Source organism: Specibacter sp. NPDC057265, assembly GCF_042668835.1.
In the GTDB taxonomy this organism is placed as follows: Bacteria; Actinomycetota; Actinomycetes; order Actinomycetales; family Micrococcaceae; genus Specibacter.
On record NZ_JBHUYE010000001.1, the window covers coordinates 164889 to 185645 of the forward strand.

At 67.3% G+C, this 20757-nt stretch carries 20 protein-coding genes; 4 read left to right on the forward strand and 16 right to left on the reverse strand.

Going from position 1 to position 20757, the window contains the following annotated elements; all coding sequences use genetic code 11:
* Positions 1-111: 111 nt before the first annotated feature.
* The gene (locus tag ACFUCV_RS00775) at positions 112-789 is read left to right on the forward strand and encodes a histidine phosphatase family protein (RefSeq protein ID WP_380810964.1); all 678 of its coding nucleotides are present in this window, start codon (positions 112-114) and stop codon (positions 787-789) included.
* Between the two features lie 55 nt (positions 790-844).
* On the opposite strand, the gene ACFUCV_RS00780 is transcribed toward ACFUCV_RS00775, so the two are convergent.
* The 5 genes from ACFUCV_RS00780 to ACFUCV_RS00800 are packed head-to-tail and all read right to left on the reverse strand — an operon-like array spanning position 845 to position 5412.
* Positions 845-1636 carry a DeoR/GlpR family DNA-binding transcription regulator gene (locus tag ACFUCV_RS00780; protein ID WP_380810966.1) on the reverse strand — a complete coding sequence of 264 codons (792 nt, stop codon included), beginning with the start codon at positions 1634-1636 and terminating at the stop codon, positions 845-847.
* Between the two features lie 28 nt (positions 1637-1664).
* Entirely contained in the window at positions 1665-2513 is an 849-nt protein-coding gene (locus ACFUCV_RS00785) for a ketose-bisphosphate aldolase (protein ID WP_380810968.1), read from the reverse strand.
* Between the two features lie 8 nt (positions 2514-2521).
* A complete protein-coding gene (locus tag ACFUCV_RS00790) occupies positions 2522-3481 on the reverse strand; it encodes a 1-phosphofructokinase family hexose kinase (RefSeq protein ID WP_380810970.1) in 960 nt (319 codons plus the stop codon).
* The gene (locus ACFUCV_RS00795) at positions 3478-4467 is read right to left on the reverse strand and encodes an ROK family protein (protein ID WP_380810972.1); all 990 of its coding nucleotides are present in this window, start codon (positions 4465-4467) and stop codon (positions 3478-3480) included. Before ACFUCV_RS00795 ends, ACFUCV_RS00790 begins: the two co-directional genes overlap by 4 nt.
* Positions 4468-4506: 39 nt before the next feature.
* Positions 4507-5412: an SIS domain-containing protein gene (locus ACFUCV_RS00800; RefSeq protein ID WP_380810974.1), complete on the reverse strand. Its 906-nt coding sequence runs from the start codon at positions 5410-5412 to the stop codon at positions 4507-4509.
* A 264-nt stretch (positions 5413-5676) separates the two neighbouring features.
* Between ACFUCV_RS00800 and ACFUCV_RS00805 the strand changes: the two genes are divergently transcribed.
* Both ACFUCV_RS00805 and ACFUCV_RS00810 read left to right on the forward strand, forming a co-directional pair.
* Entirely contained in the window at positions 5677-6321 is a 645-nt protein-coding gene (locus ACFUCV_RS00805; RefSeq protein WP_380810976.1) for a LysE family translocator, read from the forward strand.
* Positions 6322-6398: 77 nt separating this feature from the next.
* A complete protein-coding gene (locus ACFUCV_RS00810) occupies positions 6399-7397 on the forward strand; it encodes a formylglycine-generating enzyme family protein (protein WP_380810978.1) in 999 nt (332 codons plus the stop codon).
* On the opposite strand, the gene ACFUCV_RS00815 is transcribed toward ACFUCV_RS00810, so the two are convergent.
* Genes ACFUCV_RS00815 through tdh form a run of 3 tightly spaced genes read right to left on the reverse strand, consistent with a single transcriptional unit; the run spans position 7372 to position 10450 of the window.
* On the reverse strand, positions 7372-8127 hold the full coding sequence (locus ACFUCV_RS00815) for a hypothetical protein (RefSeq protein ID WP_380810980.1): 756 nt from the start codon (positions 8125-8127) through the stop codon (positions 7372-7374). The genes ACFUCV_RS00810 and ACFUCV_RS00815 overlap by 26 nt on opposite strands.
* A gap of 38 nt (positions 8128-8165) precedes the next feature.
* Entirely contained in the window at positions 8166-9374 is a 1209-nt protein-coding gene (locus ACFUCV_RS00820; RefSeq protein WP_380810982.1) for a glycine C-acetyltransferase, read from the reverse strand.
* A 26-nt stretch (positions 9375-9400) separates the two neighbouring features.
* Entirely contained in the window at positions 9401-10450 is a 1050-nt protein-coding gene (gene tdh, locus ACFUCV_RS00825) for an L-threonine 3-dehydrogenase (RefSeq protein ID WP_380810984.1), read from the reverse strand.
* A 109-nt stretch (positions 10451-10559) separates the two neighbouring features.
* On the opposite strand from tdh, the gene ACFUCV_RS00830 reads away from it, so the two are divergent.
* The gene (locus tag ACFUCV_RS00830; RefSeq protein WP_380810986.1) at positions 10560-11585 is read left to right on the forward strand and encodes a LysR family transcriptional regulator; all 1026 of its coding nucleotides are present in this window, start codon (positions 10560-10562) and stop codon (positions 11583-11585) included.
* 92 nt (positions 11586-11677) lie between these two features.
* Here ACFUCV_RS00830 and gatB read toward each other — a convergent pair whose 3' ends face one another.
* The 8 genes from gatB to ACFUCV_RS00870 all read right to left on the reverse strand — a co-directional run bounded on the left by gatB (position 11678) and on the right by ACFUCV_RS00870 (position 20720).
* Positions 11678-13186: an Asp-tRNA(Asn)/Glu-tRNA(Gln) amidotransferase subunit GatB gene (gatB, locus tag ACFUCV_RS00835; RefSeq protein ID WP_380810988.1), complete on the reverse strand. Its 1509-nt coding sequence runs from the start codon at positions 13184-13186 to the stop codon at positions 11678-11680.
* On the reverse strand, positions 13186-14733 hold the full coding sequence (gatA, locus tag ACFUCV_RS00840) for an Asp-tRNA(Asn)/Glu-tRNA(Gln) amidotransferase subunit GatA (RefSeq protein ID WP_380810990.1): 1548 nt from the start codon (positions 14731-14733) through the stop codon (positions 13186-13188). The genes gatB and gatA overlap by 1 nt, the downstream gene beginning before the upstream one ends.
* 3 nt (positions 14734-14736) lie before the next feature.
* Complete coding sequence (gatC, locus tag ACFUCV_RS00845; RefSeq protein WP_380810992.1) at positions 14737-15033, reverse strand: Asp-tRNA(Asn)/Glu-tRNA(Gln) amidotransferase subunit GatC; 297 nt, start codon at positions 15031-15033, stop codon at positions 14737-14739.
* A gap of 103 nt (positions 15034-15136) precedes the next feature.
* Positions 15137-15634, reverse strand: a complete 498-nt coding sequence (locus tag ACFUCV_RS00850; protein WP_380810994.1) for a GNAT family N-acetyltransferase — start codon at positions 15632-15634, stop codon at positions 15137-15139.
* A 120-nt stretch (positions 15635-15754) separates the two neighbouring features.
* Positions 15755-17161, reverse strand: coding sequence for a CoA transferase (locus ACFUCV_RS00855; RefSeq protein ID WP_380810996.1), 1407 nt, complete (start codon positions 17159-17161; stop codon positions 15755-15757).
* A gap of 9 nt (positions 17162-17170) precedes the next feature.
* Positions 17171-18025, reverse strand: coding sequence for an inositol monophosphatase family protein (locus tag ACFUCV_RS00860; RefSeq protein WP_380810998.1), 855 nt, complete (start codon positions 18023-18025; stop codon positions 17171-17173).
* Positions 18022-20298: an NAD-dependent DNA ligase LigA gene (gene ligA, locus ACFUCV_RS00865; protein ID WP_380811458.1), complete on the reverse strand. Its 2277-nt coding sequence runs from the start codon at positions 20296-20298 to the stop codon at positions 18022-18024. The genes ACFUCV_RS00860 and ligA overlap by 4 nt, the downstream gene beginning before the upstream one ends.
* A gap of 158 nt (positions 20299-20456) precedes the next feature.
* The gene (locus ACFUCV_RS00870) at positions 20457-20720 is read right to left on the reverse strand and encodes a hypothetical protein (protein ID WP_380811000.1); all 264 of its coding nucleotides are present in this window, start codon (positions 20718-20720) and stop codon (positions 20457-20459) included.
* Positions 20721-20757: the final 37 nt, after the last annotated feature.

Consider the following 20757-nt stretch of genomic DNA (forward strand, 5'->3'; position numbering starts at 1 on the left):
TCCGCACGGTGTGGTGCCCCGCCTGGCGGGGGAACTGCTGGAAGGGGTTGCTTCATCTTTGCCATCCTTGTTCTTGCGGGCATTGGCCCACACCAAGGATAGGGTTTTGGCATGGGAGCTCCTGAACAAATCATTATGCTGCGGCACGGAGAGTCGGCGGCAAACATTGACCCGGGCATTTACGACAGCATCCCCGATTACCGGATTCCGTTGACGGAGCTGGGGGTGGCGCAGGCCCGGGCAGCCGGCGAGCGGGTGCGCCGGCAGTTGGACGGCCAAAAGGTGCGGGTGTATGTCTCACCGTATCTGCGGGCCCATCAAAGCCTTGAAGCCATGGAGCTCGGCGATCTGGTGGAGTCAATTATGGAGGAGCCGCGCCTGCGCGAACAGGACTGGGCCAACTTCCAGGACCCTGCCCAGATTGCTGCTCAAAAAGAGCTGCGGGACGCCTACGGGCACTTCTTCTACCGCTTCCGGGAGGGCGAATCGGGTTCGGACGTGTATGACAGGGTGTCCTCGTTCATGGAAACCCTCTTCAGGCACTGGGCCAAAGCCGACCATCCGCCCAACGCGCTCTTTGTCACCCATGGCCTGACCATGCGGCTTTTGTGCATGCGCTGGTTCCACTGGTCGGTGGAGTACTTTGAATCTTTGAACAACCCCGACCACGCACAGATCCGCACGCTGCACCGCAAAAATGGCAGCTACACCCTGGACGTCCCCTTCAGCCAGTGGACCGCCGCGACTCCGCAGACCACTGTGCTGGACCTTCCGCAGCGCCTGCAGTGAACAGCGTCTTCCGGAAGGGGCCGCTGCCCCAGGGGCCGCGGCGCCGGGGGCCTGCCTAGAGCTGCGGCGCCACAATCACTGTGGTTCCGGCCTCCTGGAAGGCCTGCAGCTGGGCGGCTGTGATGGCCGAGTCGGTGATGATGTGGTCAAAGTTGCTTCGGTCCATGGTGGCAAAGGCGCGTTGGCCAATTTTGGAGGCATCGGCCAAAATGTACGCCTCCGAGGCCCGGCGCGCCATTTTGGCATTGACCGAGGCCTCCCCCTCATCATTGATGGTGGGTCCGGAGCCGGGTTCAATGCCATTGACGCCAATGAAGGCGTAGTCCAGCGCCACCCGGTCCAGGATTGAGTCGGCGTAGGGGCCCACCAGTTCGTAGGAGCGTGGACTCACCACCCCGCCGGTGACCATGATCTTGAAGTTGGGCCGGATGGCCAGCTGGGCGGCAATGTTGATGGCATTGGTGACCACCGTCAATGTGGGCCTGTTGGAGGGTTCCATAAGATCCTCCCGGGTGGAGAGCACCTGGGCCAAGGCCGTGCTGGTGGTGCCGCCGCACAATCCAATCACCGCGCCCTTGGGTATCAAGGCGCTGGCCGCATGCGCTATCTGCTGTTTTTGCAGCGCAAAGTTGTCCCGGTTGTACCGTCCCGGAAGGTCATAGGACACCGCGCCGCTGGTGGCCCCGCCGCGGGTGCGGGTGAGCAGGCGCTCATGGGCCAGGGAGTCCAAATCCCTGCGGGCCGTCGCCGGAGACACTGCCAGCTTCCCAACAATCTCCTCAACCTCCACCTGCCCGTCGGCGGCAAGGAGGTCCAGGATTGCGCTCAGTCGTTCTGTTCTGTTCATGTGGTGCTCCTGCCGGCCAAGGCCGTGTTTAGTGACGTGGCTGCGCAGCGGCAAACAATGCCAGCAGTCGTGCTGCCTCCGGAACCAGTGCGTCCCGGCCGGCCCCGAGGTACTTTCGGGAATCCACCACCTCCGGATGCCTCTGGAGGTACTCCCGCACGGCCCGGGTGAAGAAACCGTTCAAGTGGGTGGAGACATTAATCTTAGTCATGCCGGCGGCAATGGCCGCCACGATGTTGGCATCGGAGACGCCCGAGGAGCCATGCAGCACCAGTGGCACGTCCAGCGCGGCTTTCAGGGCGGCAATGCGCTCCAGGTTCAATGCCGCTGAACGATCCGTCATGGCGTGGGAGGAACCCACCGCCACGGCCAGCGCATCCACCCCGGTGGCGGCGACGAATGCCGCGGCCTCGCGCGGATCCGTCAGCACCCCGGGGGCGTGGGCGCCGTCCTTTCCGCCCACTTTGCCCAGTTCGGCCTCCACATACACGCCGCGGGCATGCGCATAGGCCACCACCCGGGCGGTCGCTGCGACGTTGTGTTCGTACTCAAGATGTGCCCCGTCATACATGACCGAGGTGAACCCCAAATCAATGGCCTGGCAGGCCAGGGCCTCGTCCTGGGCATGGTCCAGGTGCACCGCCACCGGGACGCGGGCAGTGCGGGCCGCGGCCAAGGTGGCGGCCGCAATGGCTTCCAGACCGCCGTGGAAGGCTGCGCAGTTTTCTGAAATTTGTAGAATGACCGGCAGTCCGGCGGCCTCCGCCCCGCCAATGAGCCCTTCGAGGGTTTCCAGGTGGATGACGTTGAATGCCCCTTGGCCCGTCCCGGCCTGTGCTGTCGCGTCCATGATGCTGCCGGTGCTGGTGAGTGCCATGAAGGTCCTTAGTGCTCTGTAATGATCAATTGCTGGGCAAGTTCGGTGTAGCGGGGGGAGATTTCCCCGGCGCCGGGCATCAGCACCGCCGCGGCACTCCAGGCGGTGGCGGCCCGCAGGATCTCCAACAGCCCCGTCTCCCCGCCGGCAAGGGCGACGGCGGCGGCGCTCACCGCGGCGTCGCCGGCGCCTGTGGGGTTGCCGCTCAGGGGCCGGGGCAGTTTTGCCTGCAGGTACCCGGAGGTGGTGGCGCTGAAGGCGAGCATGCCCTCCTCCCCCACGCTGACCAGCACCCGCTTGGCGCCAAGTCCCAGCAGCACCCGCGCCGCCTGGACCAAAGAGCGCTCCCCCGTGGCTTCCAGCAGTTCGTGGTTGTTGGGTTTGAGCAGGTCGGCCCCGGCCCTGGCGGCGGCCAGGATGCCGGCCCCTGAGGTGTCAATGATGGCCGGGACGCCCGCGGCATGGGCCAGGGCCACCAGGGCCGGATGGAAATCAGCCGGCGCCTGGTCAGGGAGGGATCCCGAAGCAACCAGGACTCCGGGGCGCTGCACGCCGTCGGAGCTTTGGACGCCTGCCAGGTGCGTCACCACGGCTGCCGCCAGCTGTTGCCATTCGGCGGCTGAAAGGGCCGGACCGATTTCGTTGAAGATGCTCGTCCTGTTGTTCCCGGCCGTTTCCACGAGCGCCACGGTGCGGCGCGTCGCGGCGGCGACGGGCACCAGGTGGTGTGCGATGCCGGCGGCTTCCAGGTCCCGGCGCAGCTGTTCACCGGTGGGCCCGCCGGCCGTGGCAATGGCGAGGGTGGCGTGGCCCAGCTGGTGGGCGACACGGGAGACGTTGAGCCCCTTACCCCCGGCCCGGTGCAGCGGGGCGGGCACGCGGTGGGAGGAACCGAGCTCGATTCCTCCCACGGTGTAGGTCACGTCGACGGCGGGGTTGGGTGTGACAGTGAGGATTAGTTTGTTCATGACAGGGTCCCTGCCGCAGTGCCCGCGCAGAGGCGGCGGGCCTTGAGCGCTGAACCAATCAGGCCTGCATTCTCGCCGAGGGCGGCGTGCACATAGTCCGGGCGGCGGTGGAAGCTGAGCAGTTCATCCACACGTGCCGCCAGGGGTTCGAAGAGGGCGGTTCCGGCCATGGAGAGTCCGCCGCCCAACACCACCGTCTGGGTGCCCAGGATGGAAACGCACTGGGAGATGCTGAAGGCCAGGGCGTCGAGCGCCTGCCCCCAGATGGTGCCGGCCACCGCGTCGCCTGCCTCCGCCCGGAGCAGCACCTCCCGGGCCCCGGCCACGGCGGTCCCGGTGGCCTGCGTGTAACGGCGTGCGACGGCGCCTGCCGAACCCAGAGATTCCAGCACGGCCGTGCCGCCTTCCGGTGCCGGCACCAGGGCGTGGCCAATTTCGCCGGCGTAGCCGCCGCCGGAAACGCGGCGGCCGTCACACAGCACTGCGCCGGCAATGCCGGTGCCGATGATCAACACCAGGACGTCCTTCCTGCCGGCTGCGGCGCCGAGCCGGACTTCCGCCTCACCGGCCATGCCGACGTCGTGTCCGAATCCGACGGGTACGCCCAGCGCCTTGGTCAGCGTGGCGGTGAACGGGAAATTGCGCCAGCCAAGGTTGGCGGAATATATACCCACGCCGGCAGCCTCGTCCACGATGCCCGGGACCGTCACGCCCACGGCTGCAATGCGCAGCTGCGGGTGTGCGGCGCGGTATTGCCCTGTGAGCTCCACGATCCGCGCGCACACGCTGTGCCCGGAACGGCTGCCGTCCAGGGGTGTCCGGTGGCGCTGCAGATCAAGAAGGTCAACGGCCCCGTCGGGGATCACCCCGTTGGGGATTAAACCCACCTTCATGTCGGTGCCGCCCACGTCGAAGGCCAGCACCGCCTCGGGGCCGTCCCAGGCCGGGGCGCTCAAGGGCCCGGCGGATTCTGCTGCCTGCTTCATGTACGTTGCCTTTTCTCCTGGGCGCGGGTGCGGGCGTGGCTAGTCTTCGAGGATCACCGAACGGCTCAGGTTCCGCGGCAGGTCCGGGTTCATGCCGCGGGCACGGGCACGCTCCAGGGTGACGCGGTGGACACGGGCCAGTTCGGCCAGGGGGTGGACGGCGGCGTTGATGTACAGCGCTCCGGTTTTGGCCACCTCCTGATCCAGGCCTTCCGGCTGCCCGCCAAACATCCACGTGACACGGTTTGGTGCGGCAATGGAGATGGGTCCGTGGCGGTATTCCTTGGCCGGGTAGGACTCGGTCCAGCCCTGCACGGCCTCGCGCATCTTCAAGCCCGCCTCGTGCGCCAGGCCCACCGTCCAGCCGGTGCCCAGGAACGTGAACTGTTCCGCGTCAATGAGCTCGGGCTCCACGGGGGCAGCCACGGCCGACTTGGCGTCCTCAACCGCTGCGCCGAGGTCCATGCCCACGCTGGTCAGCAGATAGGCCAGGGCGGTGGTGGCAAACCGGGTCTGGACCACTGACTGCTCGTCGGCGTAGGGAAGTTCGACGACGGCGTCGGCCACGGTCATGATGGGCGAGGTGATGTCACCGACCAGGGCAATGGTGCGCACTGTGCCTTGGAGCCGCCGCAGGACTTCCAGCACCTCCGTGGTGGTCCCGGAGCGGGTGATGGCGATGACGGCGTCGTACTGGCGGGCAGCTCCCAAAAATGCCTCTGAGGCGGCGAAGGCATCGGTGACTCCCCTGCCGGCGGTTTCGCGCGCGGCGGCGTAGCTTTGCGCCATGAACCAGGAGGTGCCGCAGCCAATGACGGCCACCCGCGCGCCGTCGGCCGGCAGCAGCTCCTCCGCCTTGGCCTGGGCAATGGCCTGGGCCCAGACCGCAGGCTGGCTGCTGAGTTCGGCATCCATGAACTGGCCAAGCTGGGTGTTTTCGATCATCTTGCACATACTCCTCGACTGGCTTTAATGGGCCGCAGACAACTGCAGCGTGTTTCATGCCAGAGTAGCATGTCATGATTGCAATACCCCCATAAACGTCATCTTCAATCACAAAGGTGGCAATAAGACGGCCTGCACCGCCAGGGGGTCCTGTCCGCTGGCCCTGGCGGCCCTGCCTGCCGGGTTGGGCCGCCTGCCAGGGCGGACGCCCAGGACCGGCACCGGTTTTGGCACTATTGAATCCCACAGCCGACAATGGAGGTTATGACCTTTGTTTCCCTTGTGGCCTTTGCCGGGCTGTGCCTGATGCTGGCGCTCATTCCAGGACCGGACACCTTCCTGGTGCTGCGCATTTCACTGAACCGTGTTGGTGCCGGCATTTCAGCGGCCGCCGGCTCCGCCACCGGCGCCCTGGCCTGGGCCGCCCTGGTGGGCCTTGGCCTGGCCGCCATTGTGGAGCAGTCCGCGGAGGTCTTCCGCTGGATCAAGATCGCCGGCGGGCTGTACCTGTTGTATCTGGGCCTGTCCTCATTTGTGAAGGCGCGCAGGGCCGCCAAGGCCGGGATCACCGCCGACGGCGCCGGGCAACAGCCCCTGGTCTACAGCAGGCGCTCAAGCTACGCCGCCGGCGTGGTCTCGACGCTGCTCAATCCCAAGGTGGGCCTGTTTTACCTGGCCGTGGTGCCCCAGTTCATCCCGCATGGGGGCAACACCCTGGCCATGGCCATGGTGTTGGGGCTGACCCTGGCAGGAATTGGCTTCCTGTACATGTCCACCATCGCCGTGCTTGCCTACAAGGCCATGAAATGGCTGCGCAAGCCCAAGGTCAACACCTTCATTGAACGGATCAGCAGCGGCATCCTTGCCGTGTTGGGCGTGGGGGTCATGGCTTCCGGCGCCACGGGCTGAACCTGCCTGCCCCGCAGCGGTCCTGGGCAGACGCATAGACTCAAGGGACCCGCAGATTCCTGTTGCAAAGAGAGCCCATGAACAGTTGTTGCAGTCCCGGCGGCCGCGCCGGCCAGGGGGAACGCGTCCCCAACAAAACGCAGTTGATGTCCCTGGGCGCGGCGCCGGCCCCTGCCGCAGGCTGCGCCGCCCCCCGGCACGCCGAAGTGCAGCTTCCCGGCGGCCTCTTTGCCATGGGGGACCCTTTCGACGAGGGCTACCCCAACGACGGCGAAACACCGGTGCATGCCGTTGAGCTCTCCGCCTTCAGCATTGATGTCAAAGCCGTCAGCAACCAGGACTTCGCCGCCTTCATCGACGCCACCGGCCACCGCACCGAATCCGAGCTGTACGGCACTTCCGCCGTGTTCCACCTGGCCGTCCAGGCAGACCCGGCAGACATCCTGGGCCACGCCGCCGGCACACCCTGGTGGTTGAATGTGCGTGGCGCCGACTGGGCACACCCGGCCGGGCCCAAATCCTCCTGGCGCCACATCCCCGGCCATCCCGTCACCCAGGTCTCCCACAGCGATGCCTTGGCCTACTGCGCATGGGCGGGGCGGGCCCTTCCCACCGAGGCGCAGTGGGAATATGCCGCCCGCGGCGGCCTGGTGCAGGCCCGGTACCCGTGGGGAAATGAACTGCACGGCAGTGGCAGCGACGGGGATCCGGTGCACCGCTGCAATATTTGGCAGGGCACCTTCCCCACGGAAAACAGCTGCGACGACGGCCACCTCACCACCGCCCCCGTGGACAGCTTCAGTCCCAACGGCTATGGCTTGTTCCAGACCAGCGGCAATGTTTGGGAATGGTGCGCCGACTGGTTCCTGCCCAAATACTACAAAAGCTGCCTGGCCCGGGGCACCGTGGTGGACCCGCCCGGCCCCACCATTGGCCGCGGCCGGGTGATGCGCGGCGGGTCCTACCTGTGCCACGACTCCTATTGCAACCGCTACCGTCTCGCCGCCCGCAGCGCCAACTCCCCCGAATCCGCCAGCGGCAATCTGGGCTTCAGGACGGTCGCGGCGCCAGCGTAAGCACAGTGGCGTCGTCGGCCACTTCACCAATGCGGGCCTGTTCCCGGCGCAGTTCCAGCATCAGTTCCAAAGCGTCAAGGGTGGTTGCCGTGCGGGCCAAAAATTCCTCCGGCCCGTCCACCAGGCCCAGCTCGACCGCGCGCCAGGCGCCGTCGCTGGCCATCACCATGAGATTGGGCCGGTCCAGCTGCACCACCAGGGCGTGATTGGCCGCCTCCGGTTCCCGCCGGGCCACCCACAGCTTCCCGGGGGTGTTGCGCAGTTCACGGTCCCGCCGTAGCCGTGCGGTGCGGGCTGCGGCATCCTCGGCCGCCGGCGAGGCCCGCACCAGGTGCGTGACGCCGTCGTGCGTGCGCACCAGCACCGTGCAGTCCGCCAAGCTGGCCACTTCCACACCGTCGCGGTTAAGCTGCGCCACGGAGGCGGCGGCGCTGGGAAAGCGCACCCGTTCCGGGCCCACCAGGGCGGTGGCGTCGCGGTCAATGGCGGCGAGCGCACCGGCCAGCAGCGCCTTGACCCCGCCCGCCCCGGCCCCGGCCGCCAACTCCGTGTTCAGGCGCTGGGCCAGCCACTGGGGGTCCGAGGCGGCGGGCAGGCCCAGGGGCTCCAGCAGGGCCGTGGCCCCGTCAATGATCCACGCATTGGCGCCGCGGAAGCCGCAGGCATCCTCCTGGACGTGTGCGTCCCCTTCATACTGCACCCGTGCGCGGATGTCCCAACTGCCGGTCATGGTTTCATCCTGCCATGGCCGGCAGTGTTTCCCGGGACCTATTTTTGGCTGCGCGCCGCCACGAACGCGCGCACGCAGGCCTCGACGTCGTCGGCGCTGTGCGCGGCGGAGAGCTGCACCCGGATCCTGGCGGCACCGCGCGGCACCACCGGGAAACTGAAGGCTGTGACAAAGACGCCCTGGGCCAGCATGGCGTCGGCCATCCGCGCCGCCTCTACGGCGTCCCCAAACATGACGGGCACAATGGCGTGCTCGCCCGGCAGCAGCTCAAAGCCCTCCTGGACCATCCGGCGCCGGAACAGGGCCGCATTGGCAAAGAGCGTGCTGCGCAGTTCAGCCGAACCGGCCACCAGCTCCAGGGCCTTGAGGGTTGCGGCAACGATCGACGGTGCCAGCGAATTGGAGAACAAATAGGGACGCGCCTTTTGGCGCAGCATCGCCACAATTTCGCCGCGGCCCGAGACGTAGCCTCCGGAGGCGCCGCCCAGGGCCTTGCCAAAGGTGCCGGTGTAGATGTCCACCCGCTTTGAGACCCCTGCATGTTCCGGCGTGCCGGCGCCGCTGTCCCCCATGAAGCCCACGGCATGGGAATCATCAACCATGACCAGGGCGCCGTACTGCTCGGCCAGATCGCAAATGCCCGCCAGCGGGGCCAGGAAGCCGTCCATGGAAAAGACGCCGTCAGTGACGATGATGGTGCGCCGGGCGCCGGCCCCGTCATTCATGGCGGCTGCGGCCTGCAGCTGGGTTTCCAGATCGGCCAGGTCCTGGTTGGCGTAGCGGAAGCGTGCGGCCTTGGACAGGCGGATGCCGTCAATGATGGAGGCGTGGTTCAAGGCATCGGAAATGATGGCGTCCCCGGGGCCAAAAAGGGATTCAAACACGCCGCCGTTGGCGTCAAAGCAGGAGGAGAACAAGATGGTGTCCTCGGTGCCGAGGAAGGCCGAAACTGCCGCCTCCAGCTCCAGGTGCAGATCCTGGGTGCCGCAGATGAAGCGTACGCTGGCCATGCCAAAGCCGTGGCTGTCCAGGGCGTCTTTGGCCGCGGCAATGATCTCCGGGTGGTCGGCCAGGCCCAGGTAGTTGTTGGCGCAAAAGTTCAGCACCGGCGCCCCGGACCCGTCCAGGGGCCCGGCGGTGACGTGGCTGGACTGCGCTGAGGTGATTTTGCGTTCGGTCTTGAACAGGCCGGCGGCGCGGATCCCGTCCAGTTCTGCGCTGAGTGCGCTCTTCATCTCGGTGTACATGCTTGGCGTTCCTTTGGGTTGGAGGGTTAGGAAAAGACTGACCAGTCAAGGACCACTTTGCCGCCCTGGCCGGAGCGGGCAAGGCTGAAGGCCTGTTCCCACGCGGTGGCGGGCAGGACGTCGGTGACCACCGAGGCCACCGCAGTGCGCAGCACCGGGTTGGAGGAGAGCATGGCACTCATGGCGTACCAGGTTTCAAACATTTCCCGCCCGTAGATCCCCTTGAGCGTGAGCATGTGGGTGACCACCTTGCCCCAGTTGATGTCGATGCCGGCACTGGGCAGTCCCAGCAGGGCGATGCGGCCGCCGTGGTTCATGTTTTCAATCATTTCCGGCAGGGCGGTGGGATGGCCCGACATTTCCATGCCAATGTCAAAGCCCTCGCACAGGCCCAGCTGGCGCTGCGCGGCCTGCAGGCTGGTGGTGGCAACGTTCACCGCCAAGTCCGCGCCCATGGCCGCCGCCATGTCCAGCCGTGGTGCCGAGACGTCGGTGATGGCAATTTTGCGGGCGCCGGCGTGGCGGGCCACAGCCACTGCCATCAGGCCGATGGGTCCTGCGCCGGTGACCAGCACGTCCTCGCCCACCAGGGGGAAGCTCAAGGCGGTGTGGACGGCGTTGCCCAGGGGATCAAAAATGGCTCCGAGTTCAGGGGTGACGAGGGGATCCTTGTGCACCCAGACATTGGATTCCGGTATGACCACGTACTCGGCAAAGGCCCCGTCCCGCTGGACGCCCACCGAGAGGGTGTTGATGCACATTTGGCGGCGGCCGGCCCGGCAGTTGCGGCAGTGTCCGCACACCACGTGGCCCTCGCCGGAGACCTTGTCCCCCAGCTGCACGCTGAGCACATCGGCACCGAGCTCCACCACTTCACCATAAAATTCATGCCCGGCTATCAGGGGTGCCTTGATGGTTTCCGCAGCCCAGGCGTCCCAGGCCTGGATGTGCAGGTCCGTGCCGCACAGCCCGGTGGTGTGCACCCGGATCTTGACCTCGCGGGGGCCCGGCTGGGGTTCGGGGCGTTCAAGGAGTTCGAACCCGGCGTGCGGGCCGGATTTGTACAGGGCTTTCATGCTGTGTTCCTTACGTACGGGAGGGGTTGTGTCCATTACAACCCCTGAACCGATTTAGCACAATCGACACTTTCTCCACTGTTGCTTTAGCTTGGACTAAACTGTCTGCATGGAACTGCATCAACTGCACATGCTGCGCGAACTGGGTGAACTGGGCAGCGTCAAGGCCGTGGCCGAGACCTTGTCCGTCACCTCCTCCGCCGTGTCCCAGCAGATCTCCCTGCTGCAACGCCAGGTGGGCGCCCCCCTGACGCGCCGGGACGGCCGGAATCTGGTGCTCACGGAGGCCGGGCAGGTGCTGGCGGCCGCGGGCGCCCAGGTCATCGATGCCATGGCCGGGGCGCAGGCAGCCATTGGCGCCTACCAGCGAAACGGCGGCGGCACCGTCACCGTGAGCGGCTTCCACAGTGCCGGCCAAGCCCTTTTTGCCCCGCTGGTGCGCCGGCTGGCGGCGGCTTCCGCGGCCTCCACGGCCGACGGCGGCAATCCGGTGCCCCTGCCGGCGCCGGCCGGGCCAAAGGTCAAGTTCAGCGACGAGGACGTTGCGCAACACGACTTCCCGGCCCTGACCTCCCGCTATGACCTGGTGCTGGCCCACCGCATGGACCACAGCCCGGCCTGGCCCCAGGAGCGGGTGCGCGTCATTCCCCTGGCCCATGAGCCGCTGGATGTGGCAGTGGCGGCGGACCATCCCCTGGCGGCACTGCCGGAACTGTTTCCCCAGGACGTGGTGGCGCACCCGTGGGTGGCCAGCCGCAGCGGCTACTCCCCCGCCGATGTGCTGACCGCCATTGGTGCCGTGACCAGTAAATCCGTCAATGTGGTGCACCGCATCAATGACTATTCCGCCGCCGCGGCACTGGTGGCCACCGGGGAAGTCATTGGCCTGCTGCCGCGCTACACCTCCGGGCCGGTGGTGAATCCGGCGGCGGGTGTGGTGCTGCGCCCTTTGCGGGGCATCAATACGCGCCGGCGCATTGACCTGCTGGCCCGCCCCGAGCATTTTCAACGGGACGCCGTGACCACGGTGGTCCGGGCCCTGCAGGAGGTCATGGCTGAACTCGTCCGCCATGGGCACAGCCAGCCAGACCAGCCGTCCCGGCCGGCGTCAGCAGGCCCCGGCGTCCGGGCATGAAAAAGCGCCCCGTGCCGCTGCGGCCCCCGGCGGGGGCTGAAAGCGGCACGGGGCGCTGGCGCACCAACACGCACCGGACAGGCAGGGCTGTGTCAGCCCTCCACGCCAAGCGTCTTCAGGATCAGTTCGCGTACGCGGGCCGCATCGGCCTGGCCGCGGGTGACCTTCATGACGCCGCCCACAATGGCGCCCACGGCCTGGATCTTGCCGCCGCGGATCTTCTCCGCGACATCGGGTTGGGCGGCCAGGGCCTCGTCAATGGCTTTTTGGAGCGCACCGTCGTCGGACACCACTGCCAGGCCGCGCTGGGCCACCACCTCGGTGGGCGTGCCCTCACCTGCCAGGACGCCGTCAAGGACCTTGCGGGCCAGCTTGTCATTGATGGCACCGGCAGCAATGAGCTGTTCAATCTCCACCACGACCGCGGGGCTGACGCCCAGCGCTGCGGGGTCGACGTCGGCCAGCTTGGCGCGGCGGGTAATCTCGCCCATCCACCACTTGCGGGCGGCGGCCGCCGAAGCGCCGGCCGCCACCGTCTCCTCAATTTCATCCATGAGCCCGGCGTTGACCACGTCACGGAATTCCAGGTCCGAATAACCCCAGTCGGCCTGCAGGCGCCTGCGGCGCTCCGCGGGCGGCTCGGGCAGCGTGGCGCGCAGCTCCTCGACCCATTCGGCGCTGGTGACAATGGGCACCAGATCCGGTTCCGGGAAGTACCTGTAGTCGTCGGCGTCGGACTTGGGACGCCCGGAGGTGGTGGACTTGGTGTCCTCGTGCCAGTGGCGGGTTTCCTGGGTGATCAGCACGCCGGAGTCCAGCACTGCCGCGTGCCGCTGGATTTCAAAGCGCACGGCATGTTCCACCGCGCGCAGCGAGTTCACGTTCTTGGTCTCGGTGCGGGTGCCGAACTTTTCCTGGCCGTAGGGGCGCAGGGACACGTTGGCGTCGCAGCGAACGTTGCCGCGCTCCATTTTGGCATCGGAGACGCCCAGGTTTTTGACGATCTCGCGGATGGCCGCCACATAGGCCTTGGCCAGTTCCGGGGCGCGGGAACCGGCGCCCTCAATGGGCTTGGTGACAATTTCCACCAGCGGCACGCCGGAGCGGTTGTAGTCCACCAGGGAGAAGTCGGCGCCTTGGATGCGTCCCGTGGCGCCGCCCATGTGGGTCAGCTTGCCGGCGTCCTCCTCCATGTGCGCGCGCTCAATCTCGACCCGGAACACCGTGCCGTCCTCGAGCTCAATGTCAATCCAGCCGTCGTAGCAGATGGGGTCTTCATACTGGGAGGTCTGGAAGTTCTTGGGGGTGTCCGGGTAGAAGTACTGCTTGCGGGCAAAGGTGCAGTGCGGGGCAATCTTGCAGTTCAGCGCCAGGCCGATCAGGATCGAGGACTCCACTGCCTTTTTGTTCACCACCGGCAGCACGCCGGGCAGGCCCAGGTCCACCTCGTTGACGTTGGAGTTGGGCTCGTCGCCAAAGACGTTGGGGGCGGAGGAGAACATCTTGGTCTTGGTGTTCAGCTCCACGTGGACCTCAAAGCCCAGGACGGGGTCGTACTTTTCCATGGCTTTTTCGAAGCTGAGGATGGTGTCAACGCTCATTACTTAGCCTCCTTGGCTGCGGTGGTGACCAGCTCGGCCAGCTCGGGTGCCTTCTCCAGGATGGGGCCGCCCCACTGTGCCTCCAGCAGGGATTCCAGCACGGCACCCACGCGGTACAGGCGGGCATCCTCCCGGGCCGGGGCCAGGATCTGGATGCCCACGGGCAGGCCGTCCTCATCCGCCAGGCCGCCGGGCAGGGTCAGGCCCGGGACGCCGGCCAGGTTCGCCGGGATGGTGGCAATGTCGTTGAGGTACATGGCCAGCGGGTCATCGAGCTTCTCGCCGAGCTTGAACGCCGTGACCGGCGAGGTGGGGGAAAGCAGCACGTCCACCTGCTCGAAGGCGGCGGCAAAGTCGCGCTGGACTAAGGTGCGCACCTTTTGGGCCGAGCCGTAGTAGGCGTCGTAGTAGCCGGCGGAGAGGGCGTAGGTGCCCAGAATGATGCGGCGCTTGACCTCCTCGCCAAAGCCCGCGGCGCGGGTGGCGCCCATGACGCGCTCAATGGTGAGCGGGCCTTCGGTGGGCAGGGTGCGCGAGCCGAAGCGCACGCCGTCGAACTTGGCCAGGTTGGAGGAGGCCTCGCTCGGCATGATCAAGTAGTAGGCGCCCAGGGCGTAACCGAAGTTGGGGCAGGAGACCTCCACAATTTCAGCGCCGGCGCCGCGCAGCAGCTCCAGGGACTCCTTGAAGCGGTTTTCCACCCCGGGCTGGAAGCCTTCGCCGTGGAGTTCCTTGATGATGCCAATCTTCATGCCGGCAACGTTGCCCAGGCGGGCGGCGTCGGCCAGTCCGGTGGCGGAGTCGGTCAGGGAGGTGGAGTCGAAGGGGTCGTGGCCGCCAATGACTTCCTGCAGCAGCGCCGAGTCCAGCACGGTTCGGGAGACCGGGCCGATCTGGTCCAGCGAGGACGCCATGGCAATCGCGCCGTAGCGGGACACCCCGCCATAGGTGGGCTTGACGCCCACGGTGCCGGTGACGGCGCCGGGCTGGCGGATGGAGCCGCCGGTGTCGGTGCCCAGGGCCAGGGGCGCTTCAAAGGCCGCCACGGCCGCCGCCGAGCCGCCGCCGGAACCGCCGGGGATCCGGTCCAGGTCCCAGGGGTTGCGGGTGGGTCCGTAGGCGGAGTGCTCCGTGGAGGAGCCCATGGCGAATTCGTCCAGGTTGGTCTTGCCCAGCATGGGCATGCGTGCGGCGCGGATCTTCTTGATCACCGTGGCGTCGTAGGGGCTCATCCAGCCTTCAAGGATCTTTGACCCGGCAGTGGTGGGCTGGCCCTTGGTGACGATCAGGTCCTTGATGGCGATCGGCACACCTGCCAACTCGTGGAGCTCCTCGCCGGCGGCGCGGCGGGCATCGACGTCGGCCGCGACGGCGAGCGCCTCTTCGGCGTTGACGTGCAGGAAGGCGTTGACGCCGCGTGCTCCGCCGTCGACTTCGGCAATGCGGTCCAAGTGGGCCTGGACCAGCTCAACGGAGGTGATCTCGCCGGCGGCGAGCTTCGCGGCCATGACGGCGGCGCTGGTACGGATTAGTTCATTGGCACTCATGGTTTAGCTTTCCTCCAAAATTGCCGGCACCTTGAAACGGCCCAGGGCCGCATCGGGGGCGCCTGAGAGCGCCTCGTCCACGGTGAGCACGTGGCCCACCACGTCCTCGCGCATGACGTTGCTCAGCGCAATGGGGTGCGAGGTGGCGGGCACGTCGTCCCCGGCGGCCTCGCTGACGCTCTTGACTGAATCCACAATCACTGCCAGTTCCTGGGCCATGCGGTCCAGTTCGTCATCGCTCATCTCGATGTGAGCCAGTTGCGCCAAATGCGCCACGTCGTCACGGTTGATCGCAGCCATGGATCTCCCTACACAAAAGAAAAAGTTGTCCCTCTAAGCTTATCCGCCACGGCATGGCGTGAAATCCCGCCGCGGGTCCAGGCGCCCTGCCGGCTGCGGGCCGTTACAAATCCAGGGTGTACACCAGCAGCAGCTTGCCGTTTTCCGGAATGGGCCAGTCACGTTCCGGGGCACGGGCGAAGCCAAGTTTGCGGTACAGGGCATGTGCGCCGTGCCAGCTCTCCCCGGTGGTCAGCGCCACGGAGGTGATCCCCGCCATGGCTTTGGCCTTGGCAATGATCCATTCCACCATGGCCTGCCCCGCACCGCTGCGCTGCACTGCCGGGTCCACCACCAGCAGGCGGAACTCCAACTCATGCGCCCTGGCAATGTCCGCCCATTCATCCCCGTGCACCGCCAGGGTGGCCGAGCCAATGACTGCGCCGTCGCGCTCGGCCACAATGACCGGGGCCACCGCCGCCCGCGCCGGCACGTCCATGATTTCGCGCATGTAGCGGTGGTCGGCGCTGGCGAAGTGGCCTGCCCCCAGGTACGCGGCGGCGGTGATGCGTGCCACGGCGTCGTAATCGGCGGGGTGTGCGGGACGAATGGTGAGGCTCATGCTGACTCGTTCTGTTGCGGGTGCAGGTGCTGTGCCCCAGGGGCGGGTCGCCGCCACAAAAGCACCAGGCAACTTTAGCGCTGTTGTGCAGACCTGCCGCATTTGCCCTGTCAGGACCTGTCAGGGCCCACCATTTCCGGGGTGCGGCGGCGGGCACGGGAACGCCCGGGCCGGGGGCGCTGCCGGCCAGGTGGCCGCGGCGGAGCCAGGACCTTCCGCCGTGACGGTGGTGCCGGTGCACACGCCGGAAATGCCGACGGCGGACGGCAGGCGCAGCCCCGGGCCCCACCGGGTGCGCTCGGGCACCCAACGGCCAGGGTCCAGGCTGGGGACGGGTTGTGGCGGACCGGTGGGCCCGGAGCGCATGAGTTCCGCGGCCGTGCGGGCCAGGGAAAGCCTGGCATTGCGTGCCGTGCCGCCCAATCGTTCCCGCCATGCAGTGACGGCCGCGGCGGCACACAGGTAGCCGGTGGCGTGGTCCAATGCCTGCACCGGCAGCGGCACCGGTGTGGTCCCGTGAAAGTGCGCCATGCCCGCGGCCGCGATGCCGCAGCTCATTTGCACCAGGGAGTCAAAGCCGCGCCTGGTGCTCCACGGTCCGCTCCAGCCGTAGGCGTTGAGGCCAATGTTGAGCAGTGCCGGGTATCGGCGGGCCAGTTCCGCCTCGGAGAGTCCCAGCTTGTCCAAGGCGCCGCGCCGGTAGCCGTGGACCACCAGGTCCGCGCCGGCCAAAAGTTCATGCAGCCGGGCCAGCCCGCCTGCGCTTTTGAGGTCAAGGCGGGCACAGTGCTTGCCCACCGTCATTTCCGCTGCCAGGGCCGGTTCCGCCCAGTGCGGCGGGTCAATGCGCAGCACCTGCGCGCCATGCAGGGCCAGAAAACGGGTGGCAACCGGCCCGGCAATGACACGGGTCAGATCCAGCACCCTCACCCCCGCCAAGGGCCGCACGGCGTTGGCGGCCGTTCCGCCGCGCACTTGCGCGGCCCCGGCTTCGCGCGGAACACCCCAATCGATCAGGGGCCCGGCAGCCGCGGCCTGGCCCTGCGGATGGTTTTGCCACTGTTGCGGTGTACGCATGCAGGCGGCCGCGCCACCGGCGGCAACCACTGCCGCTTCCAGTTCCTCCCCGTCCCAGCGGGCAACCCGGGAGGCCACCGTGTCCCGGCCGGCGCCGGCACCGACGCCCAAGGCCTGCACAGCGGCGGCACGGTGGTGTGCGGCATTGGTGTGCAGGCGGATCCACCCGTTGGCGCTTTTGTAGTCGCCGGCCAGGGCATCCCAGGCCGGTGGCAGGGTCCATCCCAGCGGCTGAAAGGACATCCCAAACCACAGGCCGGCCAGCTGCCGGTCCACGGATATTGTCCCAGGATCCCCGCCGTGGTGGGCGGAGAGGGCCGCGACGGCCGAGGCTGCCTGGGCCATCACCGCCACTGCCAGCCCGGAAACGTCATAGGCGGAGGCAAGCGCCCCCTCACCGGTGACCACCACGGACGGTGGTGGCTGAAAGTGTCCGTGCCGCAGCATCATGGCACCACCCTACGCCTGCGGCTGCTCCTGTGGTGTGAAGCTGCCTTCCATCCCCGGCACGCAGGCGGCCGTCCACGCTCCCAGGACTTCCTCCCGGGCGGGCAGGCCATTGATGGCGGGACTCAGTTCGGGCCGGCGCACCCACGCCCCGGCTTCCTCGGCGATCAAGGCACCGGCGGCAAAGTCGTGTTCAAAGAGACCATGCTCAAAGTACGCATCCACCCCGCCTTCGGCGACCGCGCACAGTTCCAACGCTGCCGAGCCGAGCCGGCGCATGTCCCCGAAGTTGTCCATGCGGCCATCCAGCCCGGAAACCAGGCGGCGGCGCACGGCGGGGTCGTAAGTGAAGGAGGTTGCCAGCAGTGTGCCTGCGCGCTGGTCGGCAGGTCCGGTCAGCGGCCGCAGGGACGCGGCGCCGTCGGCCCTGCTTTCCTGCAGCCAGGCGCCTTCGCCGCGGGCGGCAAAGTAGACCCGGTGCAGCGCCGGTGCATGCACCACCCCTGCCAGCCACACCCCGTCCGGACCCATGACGGCCACGGAGGTGCCGTAGTAGGCAATGTTGCGGATGAAGTTCATGGTCCCGTCCAACGGATCAATGCTCCACCGGTAGCCCGAAGGCTCGGCCGGCAGTGCCGGCGCGAGCTCCTCGCCGGTGATGACGTCATGCGGGCGGGCACTGGAAATGGCGGCGCGCACGGCCTGCTCGGCTGCCACGTCGAAGGCCGTGACCCAGTCCGCGTCGGAGGACTTTTCGCTGGACTTGAAGGCCGCCGGGTCCCGGCCCGCCAACACGGCGGCACCTTCGGCGGCGGCCCGCAAAGCCAGCTCCAGCAGCTCCTCCAGGCTTGCCTGCCGGGCCGTCATGCCGGCTCCCCCGCTTCGGCAAACGCCGCGGGCCCTTCGGCCAGCAGCCGCACGAAGCCTGCATCGTCGAGCACCCGCACGCCGAGCGCCTCGGCCTTCTCCAGCTTGGTTCCCGCCGACTCCCCCGCCACCACAAAGGAGGTGTTTTTGGAGACCGATCCGGCAGCCTTCCCGCCGCGGAGAATAATGGCTTCCTTCGCCTCGTCCCGGCTGAAGGAGGCGAGCGTGCCGGTGACCACAATACTGAGCCCCTCCAGGGTGCGCGGCAGCGACTCATCCACGGCGTCCGCCATCACCACGCCCGAGGCGGTCCAGGCGGCAATGATTTCCTGGTGCCAGTCCACGGCAAACCATTCAATCAAGGCCTCGGCAATGATGGCGCCGACGCCGTCCACATTGGCCAGCTGCTCCCGCGCATCCGGGGCTTCAAGCACCTCGGCAATGGCAGCCATGGAGCCGTAGCGGGTGGCCAGGGCGCGGGAGGCGGTGGGCCCCACATGCCGGATGGACAGGGCCACGAGCACCCGCCACAGCGGCGCGCCCTTGGCCTTTTCCAGCTCCGCAAAGAGCTTTTCGGTGTTTTTCGACGGCACCGAGGGCTTCTTGGCGGTGGCCTTGGTGTAGAAATAAGGCACCTGCACAAAGTTGCCCGTGCCCTGGCCCTTGAGGCGCACCTCGCGCCAGACCACCACCTGAGAGAGGTCCAGCTGGGCAATGTTGAACACTTCGGCCTCGCTGCGCAGCGGGCCGGGCCCGGCGGGGGTGATGAGTCCGTTGTTCTGCGCCGGATCGGGCCCGGGGCCGGCAGTCAGCGCCCGGGCCGCCTCATAGCCCAGGGCTTCAATGTCAAAGCCGCCGCGCCCGGCCAGGTGCGCCACACGCTCGGTGAGCTGGGCCGGGCAGGAACGGGAGTTGGGGCAGCGGATGTCCACGTCCCCCTCCTTGGCCGGGGCCAGCTCCGTGCCGCAGGAGGGGCAGTGCGTGGGCATGATGAATGCGCGCACCGGCGGGTCCTGGCTTTCCCGCAGGGCCATCACGGGACCCACAATTTCCGGGATCACGTCCCCGGCCTTGCGCAGCACCACCACATCCCCAATCATCACGCCCTTGGCCTTGACCACCTCCTGGTTGTGCAGGGTGGCCATTTCCACGGTGGAGCCGGCCACCTTCACCGGCTCCATGAGCGCGTAGGGGGTGATGCGTCCGGTCCGGCCCACATTGACACGGATGTCCAGCAGTTTGGTGTGCACTTCCTCCGGCGGGTACTTGTACGCCACCGACCACCGCGGCACCCGCGAGGTGTGGCCCAGTTCGCGCTGCGTGGCCAGGTCATCGACCTTGACCACAATGCCGTCAATCTCATGGATCAGGTCATGGCGGCGGGCACCAAAGTCGGCAATGAAGTCCATCACCTCATCCAGGGTCCCCAGCACCTTGTAGTAGGGGCTGGTGGGCAGTCCCCAGGCCTTGAGCTGCTCGTACGTCTGCGACTGGGTGGCGGTGCCCAGGCCCTCCCGGGCGCCAATGCCGTGGACGTACATGCGCAGGGGCCGCTTGGCCGTCTCGGCGGGGTCCTTTTGCCGCAGGGATCCGGCGGCGCAGTTGCGCGGGTTGGCAAAGGGGGCCTTGCCGGCCGCGACCATCTGCTCATTGAGCGCCAGGAAGTCTTTGGAGGCAATGAAGACCTCACCGCGGATCTCCACCTCGGCCGGGAAGCCGCTGCCGTGCAGCTTTTGCGGAATGTCGGCAATGGTGGCCACATTGTGGCTGATGTCCTCGCCCGTGGTGCCGTCGCCGCGCGTTGCGGCCCGCACCAGCACCCCATCGCGGTACAGCAGGTTCACTGCCAGCCCGTCAATCTTCAGCTCGGTCAGCCAGGCCGGGGCCTTCCCGCCGCGTTTGTCCACCGAGGCCGCGGCCCGCTCCAGCCAGGTGCGCAGCTCCTCAAGGGTGAACACGTCCTCCAGGGAGTACATCCTGGCCAAATGTTCGACGGCGGCAAAGGCCACCGACACGTCCCCGCCCACCACCTGGGTGGGTGAATCATTGGTGATCAGTTCCGGATGCAGCGCCTCAAGGGTTTCCAGTTCGCCGTACAGCTGGTCAAACTCGGCGTCCGAGACCAGGGGGGCGTCGTCGTTGTAATACGCGGCCCGGTACTTTTGCACCAGATCCACCAGCACACCGTGGCGTTCCCGGTCCGCCCCGGCGGGGACGTCGGCGGGACCGCTGCCGGGGCCACTGCCGGCGGCTGGGTCAAGGTCTGGGCTCATCTGGGTATCTGCGCTTTCCACAATCCCATCTTGCCCCAAGCCGCCCACATGCGCATCACCACTTCAAGCAGGGCACGCAAAAACCGACCCGCAGCGGCGGCCCAGGGCCTGTGCTGCGGGTCGGTCCAGGGGCTTTTGGGCCCCTGCCGCCGGGGGAATTATGCGGAGGCGTTTTCCTGTTCGGACTTCTGACGGGTGACAAGCACCTTGACCTCGTTCAAGTCAGCGACCACACGGTTGAGCTGCTGCTTGGACTGCGGCCACTGTGAACCCTTGAAACGCTTGGCGTCGGGGCCTTCCCAGCGGACGGACTGGGCCTTGGAGTCCAGGGTGCCCATGGCCGACTGGATCTGGTCGATTGCCGTTGCCAGCTTCGAGATCAGTTCTGCCATGTCCTGGGGATCGCTGCCGAGCATTGCCATGGTGCACTTCCTTTACTAAGAGGTTGGTTGCGGCCTG

Excerpts from the sequence above, each read along its gene's own strand:
- ACFUCV_RS00790 (WP_380810970.1), bottom strand. The coding sequence starts at position 3,481 with ATGAACAAACTAATCCTCACTGTCACACCCAACCCCGCCGTCGACGTG.
- ACFUCV_RS00860 (WP_380810998.1), bottom strand. The coding sequence starts at position 18,025 with ATGACGGCCCGGCAGGCAAGCCTGGAGGAGCTGCTGGAGCTGGCTTTG.
- ACFUCV_RS00870 (WP_380811000.1), bottom strand. The coding sequence starts at position 20,720 with ATGGCAATGCTCGGCAGCGATCCCCAGGACATGGCAGAACTGATCTCG.
- ACFUCV_RS00810 (WP_380810978.1), top strand. The coding sequence starts at position 6,399 with ATGAACAGTTGTTGCAGTCCCGGCGGCCGCGCCGGCCAGGGGGAACGC.
- ACFUCV_RS00815 (WP_380810980.1), bottom strand. The coding sequence starts at position 8,127 with ATGACCGGCAGTTGGGACATCCGCGCACGGGTGCAGTATGAAGGGGAC.
- ACFUCV_RS00855 (WP_380810996.1), bottom strand. The coding sequence starts at position 17,161 with ATGATGCTGCGGCACGGACACTTTCAGCCACCACCGTCCGTGGTGGTC.
- gatC (WP_380810992.1), bottom strand. The coding sequence starts at position 15,033 with ATGGCTGCGATCAACCGTGACGACGTGGCGCATTTGGCGCAACTGGCT.
- ACFUCV_RS00795 (WP_380810972.1), bottom strand. The coding sequence starts at position 4,467 with ATGAAGCAGGCAGCAGAATCCGCCGGGCCCTTGAGCGCCCCGGCCTGG.
- ACFUCV_RS00800 (WP_380810974.1), bottom strand. The coding sequence starts at position 5,412 with ATGATCGAAAACACCCAGCTTGGCCAGTTCATGGATGCCGAACTCAGC.
- ACFUCV_RS00830 (WP_380810986.1), top strand. The coding sequence starts at position 10,560 with ATGGAACTGCATCAACTGCACATGCTGCGCGAACTGGGTGAACTGGGC.
- gatA (WP_380810990.1), bottom strand. The coding sequence starts at position 14,733 with ATGAGTGCCAATGAACTAATCCGTACCAGCGCCGCCGTCATGGCCGCG.
- ACFUCV_RS00805 (WP_380810976.1), top strand. The coding sequence starts at position 5,677 with ATGACCTTTGTTTCCCTTGTGGCCTTTGCCGGGCTGTGCCTGATGCTG.
- tdh (WP_380810984.1), bottom strand. The coding sequence starts at position 10,450 with ATGAAAGCCCTGTACAAATCCGGCCCGCACGCCGGGTTCGAACTCCTT.
- ACFUCV_RS00785 (WP_380810968.1), bottom strand. The coding sequence starts at position 2,513 with ATGGCACTCACCAGCACCGGCAGCATCATGGACGCGACAGCACAGGCC.
- ACFUCV_RS00850 (WP_380810994.1), bottom strand. The coding sequence starts at position 15,634 with ATGAGCCTCACCATTCGTCCCGCACACCCCGCCGATTACGACGCCGTG.
- gatB (WP_380810988.1), bottom strand. The coding sequence starts at position 13,186 with ATGAGCGTTGACACCATCCTCAGCTTCGAAAAAGCCATGGAAAAGTAC.
- ACFUCV_RS00780 (WP_380810966.1), bottom strand. The coding sequence starts at position 1,636 with ATGAACAGAACAGAACGACTGAGCGCAATCCTGGACCTCCTTGCCGCC.
- ACFUCV_RS00775 (WP_380810964.1), top strand. The coding sequence starts at position 112 with ATGGGAGCTCCTGAACAAATCATTATGCTGCGGCACGGAGAGTCGGCG.
- ligA (WP_380811458.1), bottom strand. The coding sequence starts at position 20,298 with ATGAGCCCAGACCTTGACCCAGCCGCCGGCAGTGGCCCCGGCAGCGGT.
- ACFUCV_RS00820 (WP_380810982.1), bottom strand. The coding sequence starts at position 9,374 with ATGTACACCGAGATGAAGAGCGCACTCAGCGCAGAACTGGACGGGATC.